Annotated in this window: 14 protein-coding genes; 8 read left to right on the top strand and 6 right to left on the bottom strand. The window is 63.5% G+C overall.

Features of this window, described 5'->3' with window-relative positions; translation table 11 throughout:
* Positions 1-56: 56 nt before the first annotated feature.
* Positions 57-1,406, bottom strand: a complete 1,350-nt coding sequence (locus BMW76_RS28130; protein WP_090871200.1) for an NAD(P)/FAD-dependent oxidoreductase — start codon at positions 1,404-1,406, stop codon at positions 57-59.
* 259 nt (positions 1,407-1,665) lie between these two features.
* Positions 1,666-4,413, bottom strand: coding sequence for a DNA polymerase I (polA, locus tag BMW76_RS28125; RefSeq protein WP_090871198.1), 2,748 nt, complete (start codon positions 4,411-4,413; stop codon positions 1,666-1,668).
* A 1-nt stretch (position 4,414) separates the two neighbouring features.
* Between polA and BMW76_RS28120 the strand changes: the two genes are divergently transcribed.
* Positions 4,415-5,158 (top strand): LOG family protein, encoded by a 744-nt coding sequence (locus BMW76_RS28120; RefSeq protein ID WP_087735609.1) that lies wholly within the window; start codon positions 4,415-4,417, stop codon positions 5,156-5,158.
* Positions 5,159-5,209: 51 nt separating this feature from the next.
* Here the strand turns inward: BMW76_RS28120 and BMW76_RS28115 are convergent, their stop codons facing one another.
* Positions 5,210-6,181, bottom strand: a complete 972-nt coding sequence (locus BMW76_RS28115) for a transcriptional regulator GcvA (RefSeq protein ID WP_090871196.1) — start codon at positions 6,179-6,181, stop codon at positions 5,210-5,212.
* Between the two features lie 98 nt (positions 6,182-6,279).
* Between BMW76_RS28115 and BMW76_RS28110 the strand changes: the two genes are divergently transcribed.
* Positions 6,280-6,888 carry a chromate transporter gene (locus tag BMW76_RS28110; protein ID WP_090871237.1) on the top strand — a complete coding sequence of 203 codons (609 nt, stop codon included), beginning with the start codon at positions 6,280-6,282 and terminating at the stop codon, positions 6,886-6,888.
* A complete protein-coding gene (locus BMW76_RS28105) occupies positions 6,885-7,418 on the top strand; it encodes a chromate transporter (protein WP_090871194.1) in 534 nt (177 codons plus the stop codon). Before BMW76_RS28110 ends, BMW76_RS28105 begins: the two co-directional genes overlap by 4 nt.
* Positions 7,419-7,476: 58 nt before the next feature.
* Here BMW76_RS28105 and BMW76_RS28100 read toward each other — a convergent pair whose 3' ends face one another.
* The gene (locus BMW76_RS28100) at positions 7,477-9,003 is read right to left on the bottom strand and encodes an AMP nucleosidase (protein WP_090871191.1); all 1,527 of its coding nucleotides are present in this window, start codon (positions 9,001-9,003) and stop codon (positions 7,477-7,479) included.
* A gap of 244 nt (positions 9,004-9,247) precedes the next feature.
* Between BMW76_RS28100 and BMW76_RS28095 the strand changes: the two genes are divergently transcribed.
* The 5 genes from BMW76_RS28095 to BMW76_RS28075 all read left to right on the top strand — a co-directional run bounded on the left by BMW76_RS28095 (position 9,248) and on the right by BMW76_RS28075 (position 12,908).
* Positions 9,248-9,655 (top strand): hypothetical protein, encoded by a 408-nt coding sequence (locus tag BMW76_RS28095; protein WP_090871189.1) that lies wholly within the window; start codon positions 9,248-9,250, stop codon positions 9,653-9,655.
* A 248-nt stretch (positions 9,656-9,903) separates the two neighbouring features.
* Positions 9,904-10,899, top strand: a complete 996-nt coding sequence (locus BMW76_RS28090; protein ID WP_090871187.1) for a homoserine kinase — start codon at positions 9,904-9,906, stop codon at positions 10,897-10,899.
* Positions 10,890-11,702, top strand: a complete 813-nt coding sequence (locus BMW76_RS28085; RefSeq protein ID WP_090871185.1) for a BPSS1780 family membrane protein — start codon at positions 10,890-10,892, stop codon at positions 11,700-11,702. Before BMW76_RS28090 ends, BMW76_RS28085 begins: the two co-directional genes overlap by 10 nt.
* Positions 11,703-11,855: 153 nt before the next feature.
* On the top strand, positions 11,856-12,311 hold the full coding sequence (locus tag BMW76_RS28080) for a MarR family winged helix-turn-helix transcriptional regulator (protein ID WP_090871183.1): 456 nt from the start codon (positions 11,856-11,858) through the stop codon (positions 12,309-12,311).
* 177 nt (positions 12,312-12,488) lie between these two features.
* The gene (locus BMW76_RS28075; RefSeq protein WP_090871182.1) at positions 12,489-12,908 is read left to right on the top strand and encodes an organic hydroperoxide resistance protein; all 420 of its coding nucleotides are present in this window, start codon (positions 12,489-12,491) and stop codon (positions 12,906-12,908) included.
* 364 nt (positions 12,909-13,272) lie between these two features.
* Here BMW76_RS28075 and BMW76_RS28070 read toward each other — a convergent pair whose 3' ends face one another.
* Positions 13,273-13,449, bottom strand: coding sequence for a DUF3563 family protein (locus BMW76_RS28070; RefSeq protein ID WP_090871180.1), 177 nt, complete (start codon positions 13,447-13,449; stop codon positions 13,273-13,275).
* A gap of 106 nt (positions 13,450-13,555) precedes the next feature.
* Positions 13,556-14,740 (bottom strand): extracellular catalytic domain type 1 short-chain-length polyhydroxyalkanoate depolymerase, encoded by a 1,185-nt coding sequence (locus BMW76_RS28065; RefSeq protein ID WP_090871178.1) that lies wholly within the window; start codon positions 14,738-14,740, stop codon positions 13,556-13,558.
* Positions 14,741-15,020: the final 280 nt, after the last annotated feature.

The following is a 15,020-nucleotide window of genomic DNA, read 5'->3' as shown; positions in this document are numbered from 1 at the left end:
CCCGCGGACAAGCATACGCGCAAAGCGCATTCCGTTGCAGAAGCATCGACCGACGATCAGTGCAGCTTCACGCGCGGCAGCGTAGTGCGCCGCAACCAGTGCGCGAACGTATCGAGCACCATCCGCGCGTAGCCATGCAGCGCCGCGATGTGCAGCCGGTACAGCGACATGTACATGAAGCGCGCGAAGAGCCCTTCGATCAGCATGTTGCCGCCGATCACGCCGCCCATCAGATTGCCGACGGCGCTAAAGTGCCCAAGCGACACCAGCGAGCCGAAGTCGCGATAGGTGAACTCGGGCAGCGGCCGGCTTTCGAGCCTATTGCCGAACGCGCGCAACAGAAAGCTCGCCTGCTGATGCGCGGCCTGCGCGCGAGGCGGCACGTTGCGCTCGTTGCCGGGCCACGGACATGCCGCGCAATCGCCGAGCGCAAACACGTTGTCGTCGATTTCGGTCTGCAACGTGCGGCGCACCTGCAACTGGCCGAGCCGGTTCACGGGCAAGCCGTCGAGCTGGCTCAATACGAGCGGCGCCTTGATGCCGGCGGCCCACACGGTCAGATCGGCGCGCACGGTCTTGCCGCTTGCCGTGCGCACGAGACCCGGCGCGACCTCCGCAACGGTCTCGCCCACCATCAGCTTCACGCCGAGCTTTTGCAGAAGTTCGGCCGTCGCCGTCGATACGCGCTCCTGAAGCGCCGGCAAAATGCGCGGCCCCGCTTCGATCAGCACGATGCCGACGTCATGACGCGGATCGAGCTTGTGCAACCCGTACGCGGACAGCACTTGCGCCGTATTGCGCAATTCCGCCGATAGCTCGACACCCGTTGCGCCGCCGCCGACGATCGCGACCTGGATGCGCGGCTCCGTCGATGCATGCGTGCCGGGATTCGACTCGACAGGCTCGTGCGCCTGATGCTCGGCGCGCATGCAGGCGGCAATGAGGCGCTTGCGAAAGCGCTCGGCCTGCTGGACGGTGTCGAGCGCAAGCGAATATTCCGGCGCGCCCTTCACGCCGAAGAAATGCGTGGTGCTGCCGATCGCGATGACGAGCGTGTCGTATTCGAGCCCGCGTTCGGGAAGAAGCTCGGCGCCGTCGTCATCGAGCACGCGGCCGAGCGTGATGCGTTTCGCGGTGCGATCGAGCGCGGTCAGTTCGCCCTGCTGGAATTCGAAGCCATGCCAGCGCGCCTGCGCCGCATATTCGAGTTCCTGCGTGAAAGGGTCCATGCTGCCCGCTGCCACTTCATGCAGCAGCGGCTTCCAGATATGCGTCGGATAACGGTCGACCAGCGTGACCTGCGCGAGCGGCACGCCATTGCTCTTCTTGCGCGCATAACGGTCGCCGAGCCGCGTCGCCAGCTCGAGACCGCCCGCACCTCCACCCACGACGACAAAACGATGCATCAGGACTCTCCGTATGAAACGACAAGTTGTGCGTCGATGCGGCTCGCTTCGCGCGTGTGCGGCCGCTTTTGCTTTTTGTTATTCGCGTTCTGTCGATTGTCGGCGACCAGCGGGACAAGTCACAAGTCCGTCATGTGCGACTGTGACTTGCGAACGACGTTGCCGCTTGCTGTCCCGCTCATTGTCCCGCTGATTGTCCCGTTGACCTGGAGAAGCAACAATGCTGTGTCAGTATGTCGTGGCGCACATGACTGGCATGTCAGTGCGCTTCTTCCCAGTTCGCGCCCGCGCCCACTTCTGCGACGAGCGGCACCTTCAGTTGCGCGACGCCGCACATCAGTTCCGGCAGGCGCTTGCGGACATCGGAGAGCTCGTCGTCCGGCACTTCGAGAATCAGTTCGTCGTGCACCTGCATGATCATGCGCGTGCCGATGCCCGACTCCTCGATCCAGTTCTGCACCGCGATCATCGACATCTTGATCAGATCGGCGGCCGTGCCCTGCATCGGCGCATTGATCGCGGCCCGCTCCGCGGCCTGGCGGCGCGGTCCGTTGCCGCCGTTGATCTCGGGCAGCCAAAGACGCCGGCCGAACACGGTCTCGACATAGCCCTTCGTCTTTGCGCTCGAACGCGTGTTCTCCATGTACGCGGCAACGCCCGGATAACGCGCGAAATAGCGGTCGATATAGAGCTTCGCGGCATCGCGCGTGATGCCCAGGTTCGATGCGAGACCGAACGAGCTCATCCCGTAGATCAGGCCGAAGTTGATGACCTTCGCGATGCGCCGCTGGTCGTTCGACACTTCGAGCGGCGTCACGCTGAACACTTCGGATGCCGTAGCGCGGTGAATGTCTTCGCCCTGCTTGAACGCGCGCAGCAGCGCTTCATCGCCGGAGATATGCGCCATGATCCGCAACTCGATCTGCGAGTAGTCCGCCGACACGAGCTTGTGTCCCGGCGGCGCGATGAACGCTTCGCGGATGCGGCGGCCTTCGCCCGTGCGCACAGGAATGTTCTGCAGATTCGGATCGTTCGATGCGAGGCGCCCCGTCACCGCGACGGCCTGCGCATAGTTCGTATGCACGCGCCCCGTCGTCGCGTTGACCATGCGCGGCAGCTTGTCCGTGTACGTCGACTTCAGCTTCGACAGCCCTCGATGCTCGAGCAGGATTTTTGGCAGCGGATAATCTTCGGCGAGCTTTTGCAGTACTTCTTCGTCGGTGGACGGCGCGCCGCTCGGCGTCTTCTTGATGACGGGCAGTTCGAGCCTTTCGAAGAAGATCTGCCCGATCTGCTTCGGCGAGCCGAGATTGAATTCGCCGCCCGCCAGTTCATACGCCTGTTTTTCGAGTTCGACGAGACGCGTCGCGATTTCATTGCTCTGCACGCGCAGCTTTTCCGCGTCGATCAGCACGCCGTTGCGCTCCATCTTGCGCAGCACGCGCGACGTCGGCACTTCGATGCTGCGATACACATGATCGAGCGGCACTTCCGCAGCGATCTGCGGATACAGCGCTTGATGCAGCCGCAGCGTAATGTCGGCATCTTCGGCCGCGTATTCGGAGGCCTTGTCGAGCGGCACTTCGTCGAAGCCGATCTGCGATGCACCCTTGCCCGCCACGTCTTCGTACTTGATCGTCGTGAAGCCGAGATGGCGCAACGCGAGGTTGTCCATGTCATGCGGACGATGCGACTCGAGCACATACGACTGCAATAGCGTGTCGTGCTCGATGCCGTTCATCGTGATGCCGTAGTTCGCGAGTACCTGCTCGTCGTACTTCACATGCTGGCCGACCTTCTTCTTGTCCGCGCTTTCGAGCCATGGCTTGAGCTTTGCGAGCACTTCGTCGCGCGGCAATTGCACGGGCGCATCCGGCCCGCGATGCGCGAGCGGAATATACGCGGCCTTGCCTGCTTCGACCGCAATCGAAATGCCGACGATCTGCGCCGTCATCGGATCGAGCGACGTGGTCTCCGTATCGAACGACGTGATGTCGGCGGCGTCGAGCTTCGCGAGCCATGCATCGAGCTGCTCCCACCTCTGCACGGTGTCGTACTCGCGCGCGCGCTCGCCGTCGACGGTCGGTGCGGGCGGCACATCCGTCTCGGGTCCTTCGACGGCATCGGCGATTTCCACTTCGCGCAGCCACGTCTTGAAGCCGTGACGCGTGAAGATGTCGCGCAAGTCCTCGCGCGCTTCGGGGCGCGTGGCGAGCGTCTCTTCGAACGAGTTCACGTGCTCGGTCAGATCGCATTCCGTTTCGACCGTGACGAGCTTTTTCGCCATCGGCAGGAAATCGAGCGCGCGTCGCAGATTGTCTCCTACCGCACCTTTGATTTCATTCGCATGTGCGACGATGCCATCGAGGGTTTCGAATTGCGTGAGCCATTTGAGTGCCGTTTTCGGGCCGCATTTCTCGACGCCCGGCACGTTGTCGACGGTATCGCCGATCAGCGACAGATAGTCGACGATGCGCTCGGGCGGCACGCCGAACTTCGCAACGACGCCTTCGCGGTCGAGCTTCTCGTTCGTCATCGTATTGATGAGGGTGACATGATCCGTCACGAGCTGCGCCAGATCCTTGTCCCCCGTGGATACGATCACGTTCATGCCGCGCTGTTCCGCGCGCCGCGCGAGCGTGCCGATCACGTCGTCGGCCTCGACGCCCTCGATCATCAGAAGCGGCCAGCCGAGCGAGCGCACGGCGACGTGAATCGGGTCGATCTGCTTGGCCAGATCTTCGGGCATCGACGGACGGTGTGCCTTGTATTGCGGATACCAGTCGTCGCGAAACGTCTTGCCTTTGGCATCGAACACGCACGCGCTATACTCTGCCGTAACTTCCTTGCGCATACGGCGCAGCATGTTGATGATTCCGTAGAGCGCACCTGTTGGTCCGCCATCTGGACCGCGCAGATCAGGCATCGCATGGTAGGCCCGGTACAGATAACTCGAACCGTCAACCAATAGCAGGGTCTTACCTTCCAGGTTCTGTTCTTCAGGCATTATGACTAAGAGAAAAGTGATTCCGAGTCTGCGATCGCTCGCAGATCAAGAGCGCGCAACAGCCAAGAAGGCCCGCGCATCGTGGCAGATGTTCACGATTATGGCAGAGTTTATCGAGGCGACCGAGTACCTGTCGGAGATCCGCCCGGCCGTGAGCATCTACGGTTCGGCACGTCTGAAACCGAACTCGCCCTACTACAAACTGGCCACCACGATTGCACGCAAGCTCTCCGACGCCGGCTTCGCAGTGATCTCCGGCGGCGGCCCCGGCATCATGGAAGCGGCCAACAAGGGTGCGCATGCAGGCAAGGCGCCGTCCGTCGGCCTGAACATCGAATTGCCTCACGAGCAGTCGGGCAACCAGTGGCAGGACATCTCGCTGCGCTTTCGCCATTTCTTCACGCGCAAGGTCACGTTCGTGAAGAACTCGGATGCCGTCATCGTGATGCCGGGCGGCTTCGGCACGCTCGACGAACTCGCCGAAGTGCTCACGCTGATTCAAACGAAGAAGTCGCGCCACGTGCCCATCATTCTCGTCGGCGCGGAGTTCTGGAAGGGTCTGCTCGGCTGGTTCGAAGCGCAACTGGTGCCGATGGGCCTCATCAATCCCGAGGACATGAACCTGATGCAGGTGATCGACGAACCCGACCAGGTGCTCGAAGCCGTGCTCGCATTCTATGAAGAGCGCGAAGAGCCGGAAGCGCATCCCGTGAAGTCGGACGAAGACCGGATGTTCTACCTGTGATCGTCTGATGCATCCATGGCGGACAGTGCGTTGCGTTGTCCGCCATCACGGCTATCGCGACGCGGCATGCGCGTTGCCCGCATTGCCGCGCGTCGTTGCCGGTGCAGTACCTTCTGCTTCCGTTTCCACTTTCGTCTGCGCCGCCTGCGCTTCGAGCCAGCGGCAAAACTGCCCGACGATCGGCGCGTTCGCCACTTCGCGCCGCGCGACCCACCAATAGCCGCGCGCGCCGATACGCGGTCCTTTCAGCGGCATCACCAGGCGCCCCGACGCCAGTTCGTCGTCGACCAGCGGCGTCGGTCCGAGCGCGACGCCCAGGCCATCCACGGCCGCCTGCAACGCCAGGTAGAAGTGATCGAACGACTGCTTCTTGCGGCACTTCGCGGTGACACCCGCCGCGTGCAGCCAGTGCTGCCATGCGTCCGGCCGTGTATCCGAATGCAGCAGCACATGACGCGCGAGATCGTCGGCCGTATGAATCGGCAGGCGCTGCAACAGCACGGGACTGCACACGGGAAGCTCGCTTTCTTCGAGAAACTGCCCGCTCGCGCAATTGGGCCAGTGTGCGGGCCCGCGCCGCACGGCGACGTCGAAGCTGTCGAGCGTTTCGACGGGCGCGTTCGACGTCGACAGCCGCAACTCGACGTTCGGCGCCATCCGCTGAAACTGCGAGAGCCGCGGCAATAGCCACTTCATTGCGAACGTCGGCAGCGCATTCACGCGCAGCACGTGCACGACGCCCGTGTCGCGCAACTGGTCGGTCGCTGCGGCGATGCTGTCGAACGCGGCCTGCACCGTCGACAGATAGCGGCGGCCGTCTTCCGTCAGCCGCACCCGCTTGCCGATACGATGAAACACCTGCACGCCGACCCACGCCTCGAACGCCGCCACCTGACGGCTGATTGCACCGTGCGTCACATGAAGCTCGTCCGCGGCGGACGTGAAGCTGTTGTGCCGCGCCGCGGCTTCGAAGGCGCGCAGTGCCGGGAAAGGGGGAAGTTTGCGGTTCGTCCTTGCATTCATCCTTGTGATTCTAGATCACAAGGATGTGCCCGAGAAATCGTTTTGCGCTGCCCGGAATCGGCGCTAACCTTCACGCCTTGTACCGAATGGTGAACGCGATGGATCAGCACCCCGACGCGCCGGAGCATGCGCCCGCTCCGACTACGCGCGAAATCTTCATGGGCTTTCTGGGCCTCGGCCTGACGTCGTTCGGCGGCGCGCTGCCGCTCGCGCGGCGGACCATCGTCGAACAGCGCCGCTGGCTGACGGCCGCCGAGTTCACCGATCTGCTCGGGCTGTGCCAGTTCCTGCCGGGCGGCAACGTGATCAATCTGTCGGTGGCGCTGGGCATGCGCTTTCGCGGCCTGCATGGGGCGCTGGCGGGCATTCTCGGCTTGATCGCCGGACCGTCGCTCGTCGTGATCGCACTGGGCGTGATTTACGAGCGCACGCAGAACGATCCGCACATCAGGCATCTTTTCGCCGGACTCGCGGCGGCCGCCGCCGGTCTGCTGATCGCGATGGCCGTCAAGATTCTGCTGCCGCTGCGCCACGACCCGAGGGCCGCGACGATCGCCGCGCTGGGCTTCGTCGCGATCGCGTTGCTGCGCTTTCCGCTGCTGCCGACGATGATCGTGTTGACGCCGCTCAGCATCTACATGGCGTCGCGCGTGGCAAAAGCCGATGCCGCCGCAACATCGGCACGCCAGAACGAGGCATCGAAATGACCGATACGTTGATCGCGCTCGCCGTCATCTTCAGCCAGTTGTCGCTGCTCGCGTTCGGCGGCGGCAACACCATCTTGCCGGAGATGCAGCGGCAGGTCGTCGAGGTGCATCACTGGATGCCCGCCAGCGAATTCAGCGCGCTCTTCGCGCTCGCCCAGGCCGCGCCTGGACCGAACATGATGGTCGTGACGCTCGTCGGCTGGCATGTGGCGGGCTGGGCCGGGATGCTCGTGACCTCGCTCGCGAAGTTCGGACCGTCTTCGGTCGTCACGCTGCTTGCGATGCACGCGTGGAACCGCTTCAAGGACCGCCCGTGGCGGCGCATCGCGCAGAAGGGACTCGTGCCCGTGACGGCGGGTCTCGTCGCGGCGAGCGCCGTTCTGATCGCGCAGACGTCGGACACGTCGTGGCTCGCGTGGGCCATCACGGGCACATGCGCAGTGCTCGCGTTCAGGACACGCATTCATCCGTTGTGGCTGCTCGGAGCCGGCGCGCTCGCAGGGCTCGCCGGACTCCCGTTCGTCGGCTGACAAGCGCTTACACGCGCTACCGCAAACGCTATTGCGAAACGCTACTGCCGAAACGCTACTACTGGAACGCCACCTCGGCGAAGCTGCGCAGCTTGCGACTGTGCAGCTTGTGCAGGCCGTTGGTGCGCAGAATCTCCATCGCCTTCACGCCGATTTGCAAATGCTGGTCGACCTGCGCGCGATAGAACTGGTCGGCCATGCCGGGCAGCTTCAGTTCGCCGTGCAGCGGCTTGTCGGACACGCACAGCAGCGTCCCGTACGGCACGCGGAAACGGAAGCCGTTCGCGGCGATCGTCGCGCTTTCCATGTCGAGCGCGATCGCGCGGCTTTGCGACAGGCGCTGCACGGGCTCGCGATGATCGCGCAGCTCCCAGTTGCGGTTATCGACGCTCGCGACCGTGCCCGTGCGCATCACGCGCTTGAGTTCGGCGCCGTCGAGCTGCGTGACCTGCGCGACGGCGCGCTCCAGCGCGACCTGTACTTCGGCGAGGGCAGGAATCGGCACCCACAGCGGCAAGTCGTCGTCGAGCACGTGATCCTCGCGCACATAGCCGTGCGCGAGCACGTAGTCGCCGAGACGCTGCGTGTTGCGCAGACCTGCGCAATGGCCGAGCATGATCCATGCATGCGGGCGCAGCACCGCGATGTGATCGGTAATGGTCTTCGCGTTCGACGGGCCGACGCCGATGTTGATCATCGTGATGCCGCTGCCGTCCGCGCGCTTGAGGTGATACGCGGGCATCTGCGGCAGGCGCGGCGGCGCCGTGCCTTCGTCTTCCTGCTCGCCGATATTCGCGTTGTACGTGATCACGTCGCCCGGCTCGACGAACGACGTGTACTCGCTGCGGTATGCGCGCAGATCGGCGTCGTCAGTCTTCGCCATCATCGTGCGGCCGAGCTTCACGAACTCGTCGATATAGAACTGATAGTTCGTGTACAGCACGTAGTTCTGGCAGTGCGTGGGCGACGTCGCCGTGTAGTGCTTGAGCCGATGCAGCGAAAAGTCGACGCGCGCCGCCGTGAAGAGCGCAAGCGGATGCGGCTCGCCGGGCATCGGCTCGTAGGTGCCGTTGACGATGCGGTCGTCGAGCAACGCGAGGTCGGGCGGGTCGAATACGTCGCGCATCGAGAGCAGACGCTCGCGATCCAGATCGCCTTCGAGGTGGATGCCCTCGGCGAAAGCGAAGTGAATGGGGATCGGCTGATCCGATACGCCCACTTCGACGGCCACATGATGGTTCTTCACCAGCAGGCGCAATTGCTCGCGATAGTAATTGCCGAACAGATCGGGCCGCGTCACCGTGGTTTCGAACACGCCCGGACCCGCGACGAAGCCATACGAGCGGCGCGAATCGACATGCGTGTTCGTATCCGTGCGCACGCGCACGAACGGATAGCACGCGCGCACGCGACGGTCGAACGGCTCGTTGCGCCGGAAACGCGCAAACGCATCGCGCAGGAACGATGTGTTCGCTTCATAGATGGCGGACAGGCGCGTGACGGCATCGGCGGCGTCGTCGAAGGCCTCGGTCGGGAACGCGTTAGCGGGCATGTGCACCGCGCGTTGATTGGTATCGTAGTTCATCTTCGGTCGCCTCGATTGATGCAACGACATTACCACGGAACCCGCGCTTTCTGATGTGCGCGCGCCTGCACATGAGCCGCCTGTGCGATCACACGCACGCATGATTGCGCCGCTTGCGCGACGCCTCACACATGTGCCGCGCGTGCCGTGCGAGAAGCGCGCAAAATAAGGCTATCGCCCGCTGCTCATGCCCGTGAGCAGCACTGGATTTGCTAGAATCGGGCCACCTAATCGGAGAAACATCATGAAGCCGCTCTTCCCCGCCGCAGTTGCGCTGGCGCTCGCCGTCAGCGGCGTGGCGATGGCTGCCCAGCCTGCCCCATCCGCGAAAGACGCGCAGGCGGCCGCAGACGCACAAGCCGAAGCCAACGAACGCGCGGGCCTGCCGGATCTGAGAGCGATCAACCGTCCCGCGGCCGAGGTGAGCTCGAAGGTCGAGATCAACACGCCGCGTACGCCGAGCTTCTACGAGCGCAGCAGCAATGGCACCGAAATCACCGAATACCGCGACAAGGGCAAGCCCGTTGAGATCAACGTGCGCTCGAACTTCGGCACGCGCTACCAGATGAGCGCGCCCACCGACACGTCGCCGAAGGTCTACGAATCCGGCAAGCCGCCCGCGCGCCTGCCGTCCGTGAACCTGCATTACTGATCGACGCAAGCCTGCGCGTGCGCCCACTCGCGGCGACGCGCGCCGGCCTGCTTCAAACCCGCTTCAAGTCTGTTTCAAGCCTGTTTCAAGCCTGTTGCAAGCCTGCTTAAGGCCGATAGGCGCCGGTGAACATCGCATCCGGCGCCCGTCACAAAGACGCACCACGAAGGCAACGACGTTTTCAACCCGCTTGCCCCGGCTCACACTGGCATCGCGCCAGCCGAACAACCTGATTCGACGCCCCACGCATGGCCGTTTTCACCGCTGTCACCGAAGCCCAGCTCGCAGACTGGATGCGCCACTACGATCTCGGCGAAGTCGTCGACTTTCGCGGCATCACATCCGGAATCGAGAACAGCAATTTCTTTCTGACGACCACGCGCGGCGAGTACGTCCTCACCATTTTCGAAAAGCTGACGGCAGGGCAATTGCCGTTCTATCTGGACCTGATGCGCCACCTGGCGTCGCATCGCGTGCCCGTGCCGGACCCGATGCCGCGCGACGACGGCGCGCTGTTCGGCATGCTCGACGGCAAGCCCGCGACGATCGTCACGAAGCTCGACGGCGCGCCGGAGCTCGCGCCCGGCGTCGCGCATTGCATCGAAGTGGGCCAGATGCTCGCGCGACTGCATCTGGCGGGCCGCGATTTCCCGCATCATCAGCCGAATCTGCGCAGCCTGCCGTGGTGGCAGGAAACGGTGCCGAGCATCGTGCCGTTCGTCACCGATGCGCAACGCACGCTGCTCACGGAAGAACTCGCGCATCAGCAGGCGTTTTTTGCGTCGGCGGATTATGCGTCGCTGCCGGAGGGTCCATGCCATTGCGATCTGTTCCGCGACAACGTACTGTTCGCGCACGCGGCGCCCGATACGCATCATGAAGTTGCGCTCGGCGGCTTCTTCGATTTCTATTTCGCGGGCTGCGACAAGTGGCTCTTCGACGTCGCCGTGACGGTCAACGACTGGTGCGTCGATCTCGCCACGGGCAAGCTCGACGAAGCGCGCGTCGAAGCGTTGCTGCGCGCGTATCAGACCGTGCGCCCGTTCACTCCCGCCGAAAACCGGCACTGGGGCGACATGTTGCGCGCGGGAGCGTATCGCTTCTGGGTGTCTCGCCTGTATGATTTCCATATGCCGCGCGCCGCCGAACTGCTCAAGCCACACGATCCGGGTCATTTCGAGCGCATTCTTCGCGAGCGCCTCGCTGGCGTCGCCCTCCCTGGCATTCACAGCTCATGCAACTGATCGAAGTCCCGGCGAAAACCGGCTACGTATGGTTCCGGCAAGGAATCTGGCTCTTTCGCAAGAACCCGCTTGCGTTTCTCACGCTGTTTTTCGCATATCTGCTCGCGATGACGGCCATTTCGCTGATCCCCATCGTCGGCGGCGTGCTGCCGCTCATGCTAATTCCGGGCATCGCGGTCGGCTTCATGGCGGCGTGCCGCGACACGATTGCGGGCAAGCCGGTGCTGCCCACCATACTCGTCGACGGCTTCCGCTCGTACGGCAGCCAGGTCGCGAAGCGCCTGCTGCTGCTCGGCGTGCTCTACATCATCGCGATGACCATTGTGATGCTGGGCTCCGCGCTTGCGGACGGCGGCGTGCTGCTGCATCTGATGGTCAGCGGCGAGTCGATGCAGCCGGAAGCCATCGCCAACAGCGATATTCCGTTGGCCGTGCTGACGGCGCTCGCATTCTATGTGCCCGTCGCGATGTTGTTCTGGTTCGCGCCGATCCTCACCGCATGGCACGATGTGCCGACCATCAAGGCGATGTTCTTCAGCATCGTCAGTTGCTGGCGAAATCGCGGCGCGTTCGCCGTGTACGGCGCGCTGTGGTTCGCCGTCGCGACGACGGTGTCGCTCGGACTGTCCGCGCTGCTGCAGGCGATCGGTGCGGGCGACCTCGCGCTCGTGATCCTGATGCCCGCGTCGATCATCGTCACGACGATGCTCTACTGCTCGTTCTATGCAACCTATCGCGGCTGCTTCGGCGTGCAATCGCCCGGACAGCCGCTGCCGCCTGCGCCTTCTTCGCCGTCTTCCTAGCAGCCGCCTTCGCAAGAGCCGGCTTTCTTCGAACCTGCGCCGCTGCCATGCGGCGCGGATTTCCCGTCCGTTTGCATCGATCCGTCGTGCCGTGTTTTGCGGCACAATAGTTTGCACGCAATCCATTCGCACGCTTTGCTTCAGGGAACGCACATGACCCAGCGCACCGCTTTTCCCGTCACGCTCGATGAGCAGCTCTGCTTCGCGCTCTACTCGACGTCCCTTGCGATGACCAAAGCGTACAAGCCGATTCTCGACCGGCTTGGGCTCACGTACCCTCAATATCTGACGATGCTGATCCTGTGGGAAAGCGACGATGTCACCGTGAAGGACATCGCCGTGCGCCTGAATCTGGATTCGGCGACGGTCACGCCGCTGCTCAAGCGGCTCGAAGCGCAAGGCTATATCGAGCGCTTGCGCGGCACCGAGGACGAACGGCTCGTCTTTATCCGGCTGACAAAATCGGGCGTCGCGCTCAAGCGCACTGCACGCGATGTGCCGGGCGCGATCTTTTGCGCGACCCAGCAAACGCCTGAGTTCCTCACGCGGCTACGCGATGATCTGACGCAATTGCGCGGCACCTTGAACGACTACCTCGAACGCTACTGAAAACGCGGGTCGGTCGCGGCTGCCGGCGCCTATGCATTTCCTATCGCATCGATATGGATATAGTTTGTACACAAATGATTTGTACGCTATCTTTGTCGCGTGCCGATCCGATAGCGATGCGCGCGAAAGACCGGCAAGCACCGACCCAATCACCGAAACCGATCAAGGAGCGGCAAAATGAACGTACTGTACAAGGCAACGGCAACGAGCAACGGCGGTCGCGACGGTCGCGCGGTCTCATCGGACAACGTGCTCGACGTGAAGCTGGCTGCGCCGCGTGAACTCGGCGGCAACGGCGCGCAGGGCACGAACCCGGAACAGCTGTTCGCGGCCGGCTACTCGGCGTGTTTCCTGAGTGCGATGAAGTTCGTCGCCGGCCAGCGCAAGCAGGCTGTGCCCGCTGAAACGACGGTGACGGCCGATGTCGGCGTAGGCCCGAACGACAAAGGCGGCTTCGCGCTCGACATCGAATTGCGCGTGTCGCTGCCGGGTCTCGATGCGGCGGCGGCGCAGGAGCTGGTCGACGCGGCACATCAGGTGTGCCCGTATTCGAACGCGACGCGCGGCAATGTCGACGTGCGCGCGAAGGTGGTTTGAACTTGTCGGCGATCTACATCAAACCGACAGCCGTTCGGGCCGCAGCGTCCGCCCTTCATTCGAAAGACGGGCGTTGTCTTTGACAGCACATGATTCGCGCTCATCACCTCGACGCATGATACGGGCACTGGCTTCATTCACAACCGTCTGCGGATGGTATCGACTGGCGACACCGATCCACACGCCTTGGCAGGCGGACCCAGACGATCTGAAGAACTGGGCCGTTATGCTGAGGAAGGATTACCCGCAGCCCGTCGGCGATCATGCAAAAGCGCGCCAGACGATGCTGGCGCGCTATGCGCTGCTACGCTCGCGTCGAGCGCGCGTTTCGGACCTGCTCATACGCCGGCCAGTGCGAACCAGCTTAGTTCTGGCTCATCCACGACGGATGACGCATTTGCGATTCGCGATCGACCTTGCGCATGCGGAACTCGAGGTCGTACAGGTCCGTGGCTTCTGCCAGGTAGGCGTCGTTGCGCTCTTTGACGCGCTCGTCGTAGGACTTCGTCAGGAACAGGAAAAGACGGCTGATCAGATACATGGTGAACCTCGAATGTGGCGTTAGGTGGCCGATACCTAGGGATAACCCGTATTATAGGGAAAACCCTAGGTCTGTGCCAGCGATCGATTCGAAGTGTGGCAATTTGTCAACTGGCGCGCGGACGGGCGCCCTCTGTGGCGCGCGCGGCCGCACGCGGCAACTCGGTGCGGCGCTGATGCCTGAAGAAATCCCACAACAGGCTGCTCGCATCAGGCCCTTTCGATGAATGGAACGGCACCGCATCGTCGCCACCGCTCCACGCATGGCCGAGCCCCTGCACGCGGCACAGCCGTACGACGCGCCGTCCGCCGCGCGTGTAGTCGCGCGTGAGCACGGTCGCCTTGCGGTCCTCCTTCACGTCGCCGACCTTGCGCACGCCCTGCGCATCGACGATGCCGTTCAGCCGCAGAAACTGCTCGGTCAAGTGCTCCGCGTTGACGGGCGCGACGACGTGGTCGGACTCGCCCTGCAGGATGATGGCCGGCATCCCCGGATACGAGGTCACGTCCGCGAGGGCATCGACGAGCGTGACGGGGTCCTGACGCGTGCCGCGCCGCATGACGTCCATCGCGGTGATGCCGGAGTGCGCCTCACCGAACGCCGGCCCCGAATGCAGCGCGACGGCCGCGAAACGGTCCGGGAAGTGCAGCGCCAGCAGCGTCGCGAGCCCAGCCCCCGCCGACAACCCGGCCACATAGACCCGCTCGCGATCGAAACCATATGACTCGACGAGCGCATCGACGAGCGACACCACGGAGCGCGCCTCGGCCCGGCCAGCGCGGTCCGTATCGTCGTACCAATGCCAGCAGCGATGCGCGTGCGCATGCTTCGACTGCTCCGGATACACGACCGCGAAGCCGTAGCGGTCGGCGAGCAGATTCATGCGCGTGCCTTCGGCGAATTCGTCGATCGACTGCTTGCAGCCGTGCAGCATCACGATGAGCGGCACGTGCTTGAGCGGCTTGCCGGCGGGCAGATACAGCCCGTATTGCAGATGATTGACGAGGCTGCCCGGCGCGGCAGGCGCCGAGTGGAACGAGCGTGTCCACGTGCCGCCCGCCCATGCGGCGGCGCGCGGCCCCACGCGCGATTCGCGCGCGCCGCGCTGTGGCACGTCGCGCGTGACGGTCTTGCGCACTTTCACCGAAGGCTTCGCGACGGGCGATGCAGGCCGCGTCACCGGGCGCTTCGACTTGGACGCACGCTTCAGCGTCGTGCGGGCGTGCTCCGTCTGGATCGCAAACAGGCGTTTGAGGCCGCCTAGCCAGATTTTGGTGAAGCTTTTTGGCATAGGATTTCTCGCAAATAGGGATCGATGCTGTCTGCGTCAAAGGCAGACTTGTGCAATGCACAATAACACCAATCCCGGTGCGATGCTGAACGTCGGGTGATTGTGGATTCAGCAAAAAGCCTGCTGCTGCGTGCCTTCCCTCATACGATTTCCGAATTGTCCTAGCATCTGTCAGATATCGCGTTCGGTGTTTGCGACTGCGGCCGAACTCCTCCCCCTATACTTATAGAATACGCGCCGAGCGGAAGTGTCCCGGGAAATGTGCAATCCGATCCCGCGC

It is taken from the genome of Paraburkholderia diazotrophica, from assembly GCF_900108945.1.
Lineage (GTDB): Bacteria > Pseudomonadota > Gammaproteobacteria > Burkholderiales > Burkholderiaceae > Paraburkholderia > Paraburkholderia diazotrophica.
The sequence above is the reverse complement of the archived record's forward strand: the minus strand, read 5'-3'. Positions and strand labels throughout refer to the sequence as shown.

Excerpts from the sequence above, each read along its gene's own strand:
- BMW76_RS28090 (WP_090871187.1), top strand. The coding sequence starts at position 9,904 with ATGGCCGTTTTCACCGCTGTCACCGAAGCCCAGCTCGCAGACTGGATG.
- polA (WP_090871198.1), bottom strand. The coding sequence starts at position 4,413 with ATGCCTGAAGAACAGAACCTGGAAGGTAAGACCCTGCTATTGGTTGAC.
- BMW76_RS28110 (WP_090871237.1), top strand. The coding sequence starts at position 6,280 with ATGGATCAGCACCCCGACGCGCCGGAGCATGCGCCCGCTCCGACTACG.
- BMW76_RS28075 (WP_090871182.1), top strand. The coding sequence starts at position 12,489 with ATGAACGTACTGTACAAGGCAACGGCAACGAGCAACGGCGGTCGCGAC.
- BMW76_RS28130 (WP_090871200.1), bottom strand. The coding sequence starts at position 1,406 with ATGCATCGTTTTGTCGTCGTGGGTGGAGGTGCGGGCGGTCTCGAGCTG.
- BMW76_RS28085 (WP_090871185.1), top strand. The coding sequence starts at position 10,890 with ATGCAACTGATCGAAGTCCCGGCGAAAACCGGCTACGTATGGTTCCGG.
- BMW76_RS28080 (WP_090871183.1), top strand. The coding sequence starts at position 11,856 with ATGACCCAGCGCACCGCTTTTCCCGTCACGCTCGATGAGCAGCTCTGC.
- BMW76_RS28065 (WP_090871178.1), bottom strand. The coding sequence starts at position 14,740 with ATGCCAAAAAGCTTCACCAAAATCTGGCTAGGCGGCCTCAAACGCCTG.
- BMW76_RS28115 (WP_090871196.1), bottom strand. The coding sequence starts at position 6,181 with ATGAATGCAAGGACGAACCGCAAACTTCCCCCTTTCCCGGCACTGCGC.
- BMW76_RS28100 (WP_090871191.1), bottom strand. The coding sequence starts at position 9,003 with ATGAACTACGATACCAATCAACGCGCGGTGCACATGCCCGCTAACGCG.
- BMW76_RS28105 (WP_090871194.1), top strand. The coding sequence starts at position 6,885 with ATGACCGATACGTTGATCGCGCTCGCCGTCATCTTCAGCCAGTTGTCG.
- BMW76_RS28120 (WP_087735609.1), top strand. The coding sequence starts at position 4,415 with ATGACTAAGAGAAAAGTGATTCCGAGTCTGCGATCGCTCGCAGATCAA.
- BMW76_RS28095 (WP_090871189.1), top strand. The coding sequence starts at position 9,248 with ATGAAGCCGCTCTTCCCCGCCGCAGTTGCGCTGGCGCTCGCCGTCAGC.
- BMW76_RS28070 (WP_090871180.1), bottom strand. The coding sequence starts at position 13,449 with ATGTATCTGATCAGCCGTCTTTTCCTGTTCCTGACGAAGTCCTACGAC.